General features: G+C 68.3%; 6 protein-coding genes and 7 tRNA genes. 10 read left to right on the forward strand and 3 right to left on the reverse strand.

All coding sequences use genetic code 11. The annotated features are described in order from the left end of the window. Nucleotides 1-23: 23 nt before the first annotated feature. Together ACIA58_RS03865 and ACIA58_RS03870 are read right to left on the reverse strand one after the other, a co-directional pair. The gene (locus ACIA58_RS03865) at nt 24-2,456 is read right to left on the reverse strand and encodes a hypothetical protein (RefSeq protein WP_396402069.1); all 2,433 of its coding nucleotides are present in this window, start codon (nt 2,454-2,456) and stop codon (nt 24-26) included. A gap of 271 nt (nt 2,457-2,727) precedes the next feature. After that, on the reverse strand, nt 2,728-5,670 hold the full coding sequence (locus tag ACIA58_RS03870; RefSeq protein WP_396402070.1) for an ATP-binding protein: 2,943 nt from the start codon (nt 5,668-5,670) through the stop codon (nt 2,728-2,730). Between the two features lie 521 nt (nt 5,671-6,191). Here ACIA58_RS03870 and ACIA58_RS03875 point away from each other — a divergent pair. The 10 genes from ACIA58_RS03875 to ACIA58_RS03920 all read left to right on the forward strand — a co-directional run bounded on the left by ACIA58_RS03875 (nt 6,192) and on the right by ACIA58_RS03920 (nt 11,382). Beyond that, nucleotides 6,192-6,264, forward strand: a tRNA-Pro gene (locus ACIA58_RS03875). Between the two features lie 259 nt (nt 6,265-6,523). Then, nucleotides 6,524-6,597, forward strand: a tRNA-Arg gene (locus tag ACIA58_RS03880). A 2-nt stretch (nt 6,598-6,599) separates the two neighbouring features. Then, a tRNA-His gene (locus tag ACIA58_RS03885) sits at nt 6,600-6,673 on the forward strand. Nucleotides 6,674-6,725: 52 nt separating this feature from the next. After that, nucleotides 6,726-6,799: transfer RNA gene (locus tag ACIA58_RS03890), tRNA-Leu, on the forward strand. Nucleotides 6,800-6,897: 98 nt separating this feature from the next. Further along, the gene (locus ACIA58_RS03895) at nt 6,898-7,344 is read left to right on the forward strand and encodes an HNH endonuclease (protein WP_396402071.1); all 447 of its coding nucleotides are present in this window, start codon (nt 6,898-6,900) and stop codon (nt 7,342-7,344) included. Between the two features lie 34 nt (nt 7,345-7,378). After that, nucleotides 7,379-7,451: transfer RNA gene (locus ACIA58_RS03900), tRNA-Gln, on the forward strand. A 52-nt stretch (nt 7,452-7,503) separates the two neighbouring features. Beyond that, entirely contained in the window at nt 7,504-8,700 is a 1,197-nt protein-coding gene (locus ACIA58_RS03905) for an RtcB family protein (protein ID WP_396402072.1), read from the forward strand. A gap of 154 nt (nt 8,701-8,854) precedes the next feature. Continuing rightward, nucleotides 8,855-8,943 (forward strand) — tRNA-Ser (locus ACIA58_RS03910). Between the two features lie 34 nt (nt 8,944-8,977). Next, nucleotides 8,978-9,060 (forward strand) — tRNA-OTHER (locus ACIA58_RS03915). A 408-nt stretch (nt 9,061-9,468) separates the two neighbouring features. Further along, complete coding sequence (locus tag ACIA58_RS03920; RefSeq protein WP_396402073.1) at nt 9,469-11,382, forward strand: heparinase II/III family protein; 1,914 nt, start codon at nt 9,469-9,471, stop codon at nt 11,380-11,382. 22 nt (nt 11,383-11,404) lie between these two features. Here ACIA58_RS03920 and ACIA58_RS03925 read toward each other — a convergent pair whose 3' ends face one another. Then, a complete protein-coding gene (locus ACIA58_RS03925) occupies nt 11,405-12,223 on the reverse strand; it encodes a MerR family transcriptional regulator (RefSeq protein WP_396402074.1) in 819 nt (272 codons plus the stop codon). Between the last annotated feature and the right edge of the window lie 10 nt (nt 12,224-12,233).

Here is a 12,233-nt window from a genome sequence, read left to right on the forward strand (position 1 = left end):
CGCTCCCTTCGGGGCCGGAACGGTCAGTCGGTCAGCTCGTAGGCGTGGATGTTCGTCTGCCGCACCGAGTTGCCGGCGGCGTCGTGCGCGGTCACCCGGAGCGAGACGGAACCTTTACCGTTCACCAGGGCGGGGTGGGTGATCGTGGTGCTGAATGTCCCGTCGGCCCCGACCGTGGCGGGCTGCTCCGGCGCCCAGGTCTGCCCGTCGTCGAACGATGCCGAGACCGTTGCCGTCACACCCTTCGGGGCCGGTGCGTTCTGCTGGCTACCGACCTTGAAGGCGATCCTGAACGGCGTGCCGGCCTTCGCCCGGGAGTGGATGTCCAGCGCCAGGTCGTAGGTGACGAAGAGCAAGGGCAGGAACGAGCAACTCTGCGACTTGTCCGGCGGGCAGGTCTCGGTCGTGGGCAGCTCGGAGATGTCCGTACGGGCGGAGTGGAAGGTCCACTGCGTCTCGCTGTGCTCGGCCAGGTTCCGCCTGGGACCCGCGGTCCAGTCCAGCTCGTAGGTCGCCGGACCGGCCAGCATCGGCAATGGCAGGTTGGTCGGGTTCTGCTCGATGCTGAACGCCGTGGTGCCGTTACGAACGAAGCGCAAACTTGCGCCGGCCGCCCGCTGCGGATCGCCGTAGTGATCCGGATCCGAGTCGCCGAACGGCTGCAGGAAGAGGAAGGCGATGTCACCCTGCCGACAGGCCGGGCACACCGTGGTGGCCATGTCGTGGAGGCCCGATCCCGTTCCTTGCATCTGGGCCGGTTCGGCTCCCGGCGCAGGCACGTACGGCGCCCGGCTCCAGTTCTCCTCGACCTGCCGTCCGGGTGCGATGGCGAGCCGGTCGCCCCAGATCCGCATGCAGCCGTTCTCGTCGTTGAACACGGACTGCCAGCGGTCCAGGGCGGGATCGCTCGAGTAGCGGTACTCCGTGTAGTCGCCGGTCCGGACCTCGTCGTACGGCTCCAGAGTCGGGGACAGACTCGAGCCCCACGGCATCATGATGGCCGGGTACAGCGACGAGTGGCCGTACTCACAGGGCGCCGCCTGGCCGAAGTGATCGTAGACGTGCTGGTGGATCGTGGTCAGGTCCGCGGTCCGCACCTGGTAGTTCAGTGTGGAAGGCACGGTGCCGGTGTGCGGAAAGTTCAGGTAGTAGCTGGCGGGTTGCGCCGACGGCTCGTTGTCCGGCCGCGCCTGCAACAGGGATGTGGTCGCGGCGAAGCCGAGCGACCCCATGGTCACGGGCGTGCTGGTCGGCGTGACGAGGAGCTTAGTGAACGGCCAGTCCGGCGCGCTCTCGGTGATCAGCCCCATCGTCAGGTTGAACAGGTCGGCGCCGCCGAACCCAGGGCCGGTCACGCTGACGCGGCTCAGATCCAAGCGATCCATTCGCAACGCCGGAGTGACCGCGCGGTCCAGGACCACCCGCACCGGTTCCGCCGTGCGCGCGTCGAGGGTGATGGTCTGGTCGGACGTGACCTCGATCTGCGGCTTCACCACCAGGGCGGTGTCGTAAGCGTCGTCGGCGGCGTGCGGAGTGAAGATGCTGAACGCGATGCTGTACGTGCCTTCCGGGATGCTGAAGCTGACGGGTCCGGAGTCGCCGCCGACCGAGTTCCCGAACGCGGCGAACCCGGAGTTCCCGTCGCCGACGTTCTGCAGCCAGCCCGCCGCGGTCCCGGGATTGCCGTCCAGGTCGATCAGGTTCAGCGTGACGGTGCGGTAGCGGACGCCCGCCGCGTGCGGATGCGTCTGTAGCGCCGACGCCGACGGAAGCGCTGCAGGCAGGGCCGGAGCAGACACCGCCGGCGCGAGCTCGATCCGCTCAATGCCCTGTAGATGTCCGGGCGGGACCGTGGACTTCCCTGTCCGGCTGAGACGGGTCTGATCGGCGAGTAACCGCCCTAGCTTCGGTGCGTCTGACCCGGCCACCGTCGCCGTCGCGGTGGCGCCGGTCCGAGAGGTTGTTCGGACGCCGGGCAGTGCCGGTGCCTGCCCACTGCCGGTGTAGGTGATCTTGATCGGAACAACGGCGCTGTGGGCTTGGTCGAGGCCGGCCCGGGCGAGGTAGCTCACATCGAACAGCCGTGGATCGAGGGTCGAGTCCAGGTACGGCACGGCCGCCGCGGGGACGGCATACTCGTCGCCCGACCAGTTGAAGTGGACCAGGTTCTCCCCCTTGCCTCCGGCAACCACACTCTGCGCGCCGGTCTGGTCGACGTCGAGACGGACGCGGTCTCCAGTGACCAGCACGACGTTCGAACTGTCGGGCAATTCGACGTGCGAGGCAGGTCGCACGTACTTCGACGGTCCACCGGGATCGTCGGTCGCACTCGGTGCTCGCACCGAGCCGGGACCCGGTGACACGGGTCCTGGTGAACCGGTGCTCGCGAGGACGTCGGAGCTTGCGACGACCGTCAGCGCGGCGGCCAGTGTGACTATTGCTATCCGGGTCTTCATGGATCTCCTCACTCGTCCTAGAGGGATTCGTACTCGTCGGGAGATTCCGGGCCGGGACCGTCGTCATGCACAGGTGCGTCCTCCGTCCCGCCGGGCGCGGGTCTGCGCGTGCGGGGATCGGGGGTCCGGGCGGGCTCGTCCGGCGAGAGGGTGGGCGGTGCGGTCATCGGCTCTGCTCCAGGCATGTCGCTTGAACCCGAAGTCTCGATCGACCGAGGCCACACTGACGATTGGTCAGATGATGGAATTAACTGCTCGGGTGCCCCGGTTTTTACCGCTGCCGGTCGGCGGTGCCGCCCCGACCCGCGATGACACCGCGCTCGACCACGCTGACGGCCAGAGCGGTTCGTGAGGAGACCTGGAGTTTGCGCATCGCGGAGTGCAGATGGCTGGCAACAGTCTGGGTCGACAGCACCAACGCGTCCGCGATCTGGCGGTTGGTCAGGCCGTCGACGACGAGGGCGACGACGTCCAACTCGCGCGGCGACAGCTGATCGCCGTAGCTCGGCCGGCCACCTCGCCCCGGCTTGCGCGTCGCCACCCCGTGATCGCGGAGGATGCGCTGCACGATGTCGGCCGCGTGGCCGGCCCCCAGACCGGACAATTCGTCGAACGCCTTCGACAGGGCCGCAAGCGCGGGCTCTTCGCCGAGCGCAAGCAGACAGCGCGCATGCCGCTGCTCGGCCAGCAGAGCGTCGTAAGGCCGGGGCAGAGTGCGCCACACGTCGGCGGATCTGCCGAACAGGGCCGCCGCCCGGCCATGCTCGGCCAGTCCCTCGGCCAGCATCCCCCGGCATACCAGGAGCGCCGCGGCGGACGCTGGGGCGCGCCGACGGCGCAGACCCAGCGCGAACGCGTCGACGGTACGGGCGGCCTCATCGAAGCGACCGGCGTTCACCAGGGCCTGGATCCGCATCGGCGCGATATCGGCCGCCCAGACCCAGATGCGCTTGCGCATGATCACGTCGATCGGTTCTTCGGTCAGCTCCAGGGCAGTCACGACGTCGTCCTCACGCAGTGCCAGTCGCGCCAGTTCGGCCGCCGGAGTCATCGACGTCGACACCGCTCCACGCCGCCGGGTCTCTCGCAGCACAGCGTGCAGATCGTCCTTGGCCCGGGCGCGATCGCCGGTCGCCGACAACAGCAGGCCGCGGACCAGGGTGGCTTCGAGCCGGCACGGCGACTGGATGTCGCTCTCGGCCAGCAGCGCGTCCACGCGCTCCGCAAGTCCGCTCCAGGCGCCGGTCAACCAGTCCAGCGTCGTCCTGGTCACCAGGACCAGGTCCCGGAGCCGCCGATAGTCGTGCTGTTCGGCCAACTCCAGTGCGCAGTCCAGTCGCCGGCGGGCGTCGCCGTACCGGCCCCACATCATGGACAGGTCCCCGACGTTCAGGTGGAAGGCTGTGGTGGTCTGCGCGTGGTGGCCGAGGCTCCCGTCAGAGAGCATCCGGTCCACCTCTGCCCAGCCCGCCTCTGACCCGAGCATCAACAGCCCGGTGACCCGGTCCACGAGGAATTTCTCCTGGTCGACGGGCTCCATCGAGTCGGCTGTCGTCGCCGCTGCCCGGCGTAGCCAGTGCTGATGCTGCGCAGCCGTCCACGAGGAGCCGCGGGGCAGCCCCAGCAGTGTCATCGCGCGCGCCGCCAGTGCCGGCGCGTGAGTCAGATCGGGGATCGCACGCTCGATCTCGATCCGTGCGGCGTCGTGTTCCTCCATCAGGACCAGTACCCGACCGAGCAGGTTCCGGATCTCACCCTGCTCGGCCCGGGTCGGTCCCGCGGTGTCCAGCATGGCCCGCAGAACGCGAACCAGCTCCCCGAGCCGATCGTCGCCGGTCATCGAGCCGAACGGGATCTTCGAGGCCAGCCGGATCAGGGCCCGCGCGGACAGGTCCGCGGTGGTGACCAGGTCGTACAGAAGCACCACCGCGGCCGATTCGTCGCCCGAAGCCAGTGCGAGATCGGCGGCGGACTCGGCGTACCGGCACCACAACTCGGTCAGCCCGGCCTCCCGGTAGTGCCGAGCCAACTGGTTGACCGGCTGTGGAGCACGACACTCGAGCGCCCGGCCGACGAGCAGGTGGAGCGCCCGCCGCTCGGGTGCCGGGATCGCCTCGTAGACGGCGCGGCACGCCAGGATGTGCCGGTAGGCGATCAGCCGGCCGTCGTCCTCGTGCAGCAGTCGGGAGCCCAGGGCCGCGGTCAGAGCTGCGGTCCACCGGTCCGGCGGCAGTGCCGCGATCGCGAGCAGGGTCCGCTCGTCGACGGGTCCACCGATGACGGCGGCTGCTCGCAGTACGACGCGGGCATCCTCGTCCAGCCGGCCGGCGCGCTCCAGTACTGCGTCCCGGACGGTGGGTGGGACGTCGATGTCGACGAGGTGGCGCCGTACCCAGCTTCCTGCGCGGCGCGACAGGTCGGAGCGGGCGTGCATCAGCCGGACCACCTCCTCCACGACCAGGGGGACGCCCTCGGTCCGATCGTGGAGAAACGACGCGAACTCCGCGGAGACGCTCTCCCCACCGACCATGGACGAGACGAGTTCGGCGGTACCGCCGACGTCCAGTGCGGCCAGGGTTATGCGTACCTGGGTCCAGCCTCTCGCCGCTCGCGACGAGAGCCGCGGCACCAGCGACCCCTCGGGCAGGTCTTCAGGGCGGTAGGTCAGGATCAGGCTGAGTGACGCGGGCTGCCGCGACACGAGGTAAAGCACGAACTCGACGGTCGCGTCGTCGGCCCAGTGCAGGTCCTCCAGCACCAGCACCGTCAGTCCAAGTCGTTCGAGCAACTCGACGAGGGCACGGAAGAGACGGTGCCGCGCCGCGGTCGCGTCCTCGGCGGCGTCCGGCATCGGGGGCAGGTCGGCAGCCCATTCCGGGAACAACGGCCGCAGAGCGCCGGCCAGCGCACTCAGTCCCAGCCCGGTTATGTCACTGGTGGCCTGCCGCAAGGCGTCGACCACTGGTCCGAGTGTGTACGGCTCACGGAACGGTGGGCACGCGGCCACGGCGTTCGGCCGGCATTCTCGGGTGAGGGCCTCGTGCAGCAGCCTGCTCTTGCCGATCCCGGCCTCACCTTCGACCAGAACCAGGGCCGGTGGCCGGCCGAGGGCCGCGACGAGGGCGGTCAGCTCGCGAGACCTGTCGATGAGGCCCGGCGACAGGATCGTGCCAGTCCGTTCCGGGCTCCCGGATCTCACTGTCTCGCCGGCCACTGTCGACTCCCGTCGGGATCGGTCGACGGCATTGTTGCGCCGACACGGCGTCCGTGACCAGTCGTTTCTCCTGATCGGCCGGAACCTCCGGGACCCGGCCCACGTCGGACGATTGCGGGACAGCGGTGGAATAAATGGTGTGGGAAATGCGTTGACTTCATCCGTCGGGATGGGTGACACTATTTCCCGCAAGGACCTGAAACCTGAGGAGACATCGTGTACGGCGCATGCAACCCGAGAAAAGCCTGGCGGCCCAGCCGCATGGCTTTGTCGGTGTGCCGGCGACCCGTCAGCGACACCACCTTCTACCACCAGCTCGCGATCGAGCTGAGCCCGCGTACGGGCGGCCCGCCTGGGTGATCTCCTCGTGGAGATACCTCCAGGAGCCGTCTGAGCCGGGCACCGGCAGCAGGCGGCTCTTTTCTTTTGCCCGGAATCCGGGTCATATTCACCTGCGCATTATCTCCGGTATTTACGAATACCGGCACGAACAATTGACAACTGCACAGCTATCGCAATTTCCAGCTGTAGGCCAGCGGCCAGGCCACCTCATTTGGGTTGAGGAGATCGAAGGTTCGAGTCCTTCCAGCTGGACTAGGGGGTGGCTGACGGCTCAGCGCCGTAGCGAGCAGGTGCTCGGTGCGGTGCATCGGCGCGCGGGAGCGGAGGTCTCGATGCGGAGCATCGTGGCCTTCGGTCCCGTGCGGCGAGGTGCCGTGCCGAGTGCCGCGCAATAGGCGCGGAGCCGTCAGCCACCCCCTAGGCGCCCGCAGGATGCTTGCTACCGGCCGAGCGGGCGCCGCGAACGTGCCCTGCGACGGAAATCCGCAGTACATCCGGCGCAGGGCACCGAACGCCCGTGGCTCAACTGGAGAGAGCACCGGCCTACGAAGCCGGGGGGTGCAGGTTCGAATCCTGCCGGGCGTGCTGTGTCCGAGGCAGAAGCGGGCGATGCGCCGGGACGTGACCCCGGAGGAAGCGGGTTCGAGCCCCGCCGGACACCCTCGGAGTACTCACACACGGTCGCCGTATGGCGACACAACGCAGCACCCCACGCGGCCCTGGCCCAACTGGTAGAGGCGCCTGGCTTAGGACCAGGAGGTTCAGGGTTCGAATCCCTGGGGCCGCACGCACCGACAAGCACCGACACGCACCGACACCGAGAACACTTGAGATCGCCGACCTGGGGACGCCGGGTCGGGCACACTGGAGGGGAGGAGGTACCTGATGAGCGGTGTGATCGTCCTGAACGCCTCGTACGAGCAGCTGCACGTCGTGTCGATCCCGCACGCCATCCGGATGCTCGTCCGCGAGGTCGCCGTCGTCGAGGAAGCCCACGACGGCGCCAGCATCGGACCGTTCCCCCTCCCCCGCGTGCTCCGTCTCGTCCGGTACGTCGTGATGAAGTGGCGCTACGCCTCGGGGCGACTGCAGTACACGCGCGCCGGCGTACTGAAGCGCGACAAGTACCTCTGCGCGTACTGCGGCAAGCCCGGCGCCGGGACCATGGACCACGTCGTTCCACGGTCACGGGGCGGACGCGGCGAGTGGCTGAACGCCGTCGCCGCGCACTCCGAATGCAACGAGAAGAAGGGCTCGCGAACACCGGAAGAGGCCGGCATGCCACTGCTGTGGCAGCCGTGGATCCCTTCCCGTGCCGAGTTAGCGCTCTGACACGACACCCATCCGGTGTCGCGGCGGAGCGCGATGCCAGGTGGGCGACGGCGACCCACCCTCGGTTCTGACCCGAGGCCCCGCAGGTTCGACTCCTGCCCTGGCAGCTGCATGCACACGATCGCAGCTGTATGCACACGATCTAGGGAGGGTGAGGAGATGAACGTGGCGTTTCCGGTTGAGCTGAGTGGGGCCAAGAACTCCACGCTCATGTGGGCCGAGGAGCATGAGGTCGGCGCGCGAGCGCTGCAGCAGCTGCGGAACATCGCGGCGCTGCCGTGGGTGCACGGCGTTCGGGTGATGCCGGATGTGCACCTCGGCAAGGGCGCGACCGTCGGGTCCGTGATCGCGATGAACCAGGCTGTGTCGCCGGCCGCGGTCGGCGTCGACATCGGCTGCGGGATGGAAGGTGTCCTGACCTCGCTGACGGCCGCGGACCTGCCGGACGACCTGTCCCGGATTCGCTCGCGGATCGAGGCCGCCGTACCGGTCGGGTTCCGGGCGCACAAGGATGCGGTCGGCGTACGCCGGCTCGGGCTGGATCCGCGTCCGTGGGATCGGCTGTGGGGCGGGTTCACGAGTCTGCACGACGGGGTGCAGGACCGCGAGCGCAAGGCCAAGCAGCAGATGGGATCGCTTGGTGGAGGCAACCACTTCATCGAGGTGTGCCTCGACGACGAGGACCGCGTGTGGCTGATGTTGCACTCGGGCAGCCGCAACATCGGCAAGGAGCTCGCGGAGCGGCACATGCGGATTGCCCGGGAGCTGCCGCACAACGCGGACCTTCCGGACCGCGACCTGGCGGTGTTCCTTTCCGGTACGCCGGAGATGGACGCGTACCGCCGGGACCTCACGTGGGCCCAGGAGTACGCCGCGCGGAACCGTGCCGTGATGCTCGCACTGGTGATGCAGGCGGTGCGGGAGTCGTTCGAGGTCGACGTACGGTTCGAGCAGCCGATCTCGTGCCACCACAACTACGTGGCCGAGGAGCACATCGACGGGCTCGACCTGCTCGTCACCCGCAAGGGCGCGATCCGGGCGGGGCTCGGGGACCTCGGGCTGATCCCGGGGTCGATGGGCACCGGTTCGTACGTCGTTCGCGGTCTCGGCTCGCAGCGCTCGTTCTACTCGGCCTCACACGGGGCAGGCCGCCGGATGAGCCGCAACGAGGCGAAGCGCCGCTACACGATCGACGACCTGGTCGCCCAGACCACGGGCGTCGAGTCCCGCAAGGACGCCGGCGTCATCGACGAGATCCCAGCCGCCTACAAGGACATCGACTCGGTCATCGCCGCACAGTCCGACCTGGTCGAGGTAGTAGCCCACCTCAAGCAGGTCATCTGCGTAAAGGGCTGAGAAGTACGCCGCCCGTCGTCGTCAGGGGAGACGGCGGGCGGCGCGTGTACCGACGGACGGGTAGTGGTGGGGCGACGACCGCTCGGTCAGGCGTGGCGGGAGTGACTCGTCGGCAGGGATCGAGGACCACTACCCGTTCTTACGTACGCAACAAGGTGAGGTCCGCCTGTGGGTAGAGGCAGCGGTTTGCTGAACCGTCGGTCGGGTGTGCCCGGCTCGTGAGTTCGAATCTCACTCTCACCGCTGGGCGGCCGGGATGGACCGGTCGCCCTGCCATGCAGGAGCACCGTCGGAGGAGAGGCGGGGCGGGCTGTAACCCGTTGCCTTCGGGCTGAGCAGGTTCGAATCCTGCCTCCTGTACGAACCGGGGCACAACGGGCCCCGGGCAACAAGAAGGAGAGGAGGACCGGCTGTGGCCGACCTCAGGAACAGGAAGCGAGTGCCAGGCGGTAGGACCGGTGCTCCAGTGAAGCAGGGTCATGCGTTGCGGCGGGTGCGGCTTGCCTGCGGACATGTGCAGCGGGACCGGATCGCCCATGCCGGTGATCACGTGTGGTGTGAAGCCGACTGCTCCGACTGGATCCGCGTCGTCTCTGTCGAAGAGTAGTCACTCGATCACGCCGCCCGCCGTCGTCAGGGGAGACGGCGGGCGGCACATCAAGAACACCCCGAACTCACCGCAACTTTTTCCGCCAACTGACCATCGTGGCGGTTGTACAGGTTGTCACCGCCGGCTGGGGGGCCGCGGGCGAGTGGGTGGGGAAATACATGATCAGATGGTTGTTGGTGCTTGGCCTGGTCGCCGGAGGGCTGGCGGGCACCAGCGGGATCGCCGCGGCCAAGACCGGGCCGGGGATCGCGATCGCCGCGGATCTGCCGGAGCCGGAGGCGGCGCAGTTCGTGCCGGGGGCAACAAACGTGGTCCCGGCCACGGGCGTGACCGCGAAGAGTGCCCAAGCGATCACCGCCGCGACAGGTGGCACCTACACCTGCCCCGGTTTCAGCACGGTCGACGACGCGACGCCGCTGTCGTCCATACTCCAGGACACCTACTCCTGGGGCGGTTTCAAGCCGTACAAAGTTGGTGACGGCAACGGAAACATCAACTGGAAGCTCAATCCGTACAACAACCCCAGCTGGTACATGTGGCTCCACTCACTTCGTTGGCTGGGCCAAGGGATCACCGCGGCCGGCCAGGGCGACACCGCAGCGCTCGCCCATGTGACGGCGATCGTCCACGACTGGGTCCGCGACAATCCGTACTCATGGAAGGGTGACGTCGGCGCCTGGGAGTCGACGATGCACCGCACCAACGTGATCATTTGCACCCGGCAAGCAGTTCTCGCCGGCCTGAACGTCACCACGCTCCCGTCGCAGTACAGCTGGCTCGACGCCGCGCTGCTCGATCACGCCAAATTCCTGGTCAACAACTGGAGCGGCGCCTGGAACCACGGCACCGACGAGAGCATCGCCCTGTTCGGCGTCGGCTGCACGCTCGACCGCACGGACTACACGACGCTCGCCCAGCAACGCCTGAACGCGGGCATCACGACCTCGATCGACGCCGAGGGTTCGACCAACGAGCAGTCGACCGCCTACGCACAGTTCAACTACTCGCTCTGGGGCCGTGCCGTCGACGTACTGCGAGCCTGCGGCGCCGACCCCGGTACGACGATCACCGCGCGCCGCGCGCTCCTGGCGAACTGGTTGGCCCTGGCAACGAACTCCCTCGGCAACCTGCACCAGATCGGCGACTCCGAGGTCGTCCGTACTGCGGCTGTCGCCGGAACGCCGCTGGAGTTCGCCGGCAGCCTCGGCGCGACCGGGGTCGCACCGACCGAACGTGTCGGCATGTTCTCCGCGGGCTATGTCTTCGGCCGATCCGGATGGGGCAAGTTCGCGGACCAGTCGTCGTACAGCATCAGGTACGGGCCGACGCGCCAGCTGCACGGTCACAGCGACCACACGTCGCTCACGTATACCGCTCGCGGGCGGGACATTCTGATCGACGGCGGACACGCCGGCTATCAGAACGACGTCTGGCGGACGTGGGCGAAGAGCCCGTTCGCCAGCAGTGCGATGACGACGCCGCTGTCGGCCGACACGCTCCCGGCGACCAAGCTGACCCGGTCCCAGGTCAAGCCGAACGCCGACTTCTTCGAGTTCTCCGACGTACCCGGGCCGGGCATCAGCCGCGTCCGCGCCGTCCTGGTGCTCAGCAATCCCGACCTGGTCGTCACGCTCGACCGCGCCTCGTCCAAGACCGCGCAGCAGTTCCAGACACTGTGGCACCTGCCAGCGGATCAGAAGGCAACCGTGTACTCGCGGACCACCGCCCTGGCGGCGAAGCCGGGTGAGAACACCCGGACGATCCTGTTCCAGGTGCCGTACCGGCAGGCGTTGCCGCCCGGCGCGATCCTGCTCAAGCAGGCGCAGACGAAGCCGATCCAGGGCTGGACCTACCCGAACATCAACACGCGTCTGTCGGCGCCGACCCTGATGTTCGCGCGGTCCGGCACGACGGCGTCGATCCTGTCGTTCATCGCACCCGTCAGGGCGTCCGGCGCCGTCACGTACGCGACCCGCTGGTCCGGTACGACGTACGTGGTCGACCTGAGCGTTGGGGGCGTACACACGTCGATCGGCATCACCGCGGGCGGCTCACTCGTCCGCCTGACCTGACCAGGCCCCCCTGGTGACGGAATCACATCGGGCCCTCCGAAGGCTCGGCTCCTGGTTCGACTCCAGGCAGGGGGACGATAGCGGGCGGCACGCGTTCGACGCGGGTCCAGCCTTTCCAGCCTCGTTGTTCCAGGATCTCGAGCAGTCGGCCGGCGTTCGGGGCGGACTCGAGCATGGCGGTGTCCAGGAGGGCGACCAACTGGTCGTCGAGCTCGTGGGCGCCGGTCGCACCGGCCTCGGCGGCCGCGATGATCAGGCGTTCCACGATGTCGGCGACCTCGACGATCCGTGGGTCGTCCGGCGGCGCATCGAGCGCTTCGTCGACCAGACGGTACAGCCGCAGCATGTCGGGATGCTGGAGTCCCTCGTGCTTCTGGGCGATCACCGAGTCGATCAGGTCCGGCACCTGGGCGGCGACCATGATCCAGGCGTCGCGCTCCATCTCGATGTAACGCTCCTGGATGCCGAGACCACGCAGCCGGTCGAGATAGTCCACGACGCTCTGCGGCAGCGCAAGGTGCTCTCCCGCGGCGAGTCTGGCGAGCCGTCCGCGGCTGCTCTGCAATCGCCGGATCTCGGTGCGCAGCTTCTTGTCGATCTCCTGGACGCCCTCGGCGAACTCCTCGGTACCGGCGTCGAGGAGTTCCTGCACGTGGTCCAGTGGTACGCCGGCCTCCGCGAGCGTGTGGATCCGGATCAGCCGTACGACGGACGCCGCGTCGTACACGCGGTATCCGGAATGGTCGCGCCTGGGCTCGGGCAGCAGTCCGATCTTGTGGTAATGGCGCACGGCCCGCACTGTCACCCCGGCGTACGCCGCCAGCCGGCTGATGGTGAGCATGGGTACCAGC

This window comes from Kribbella sp. NPDC051586 (genome assembly GCF_044453965.1).
GTDB lineage: Bacteria > Actinomycetota > Actinomycetes > Propionibacteriales > Kribbellaceae > Kribbella.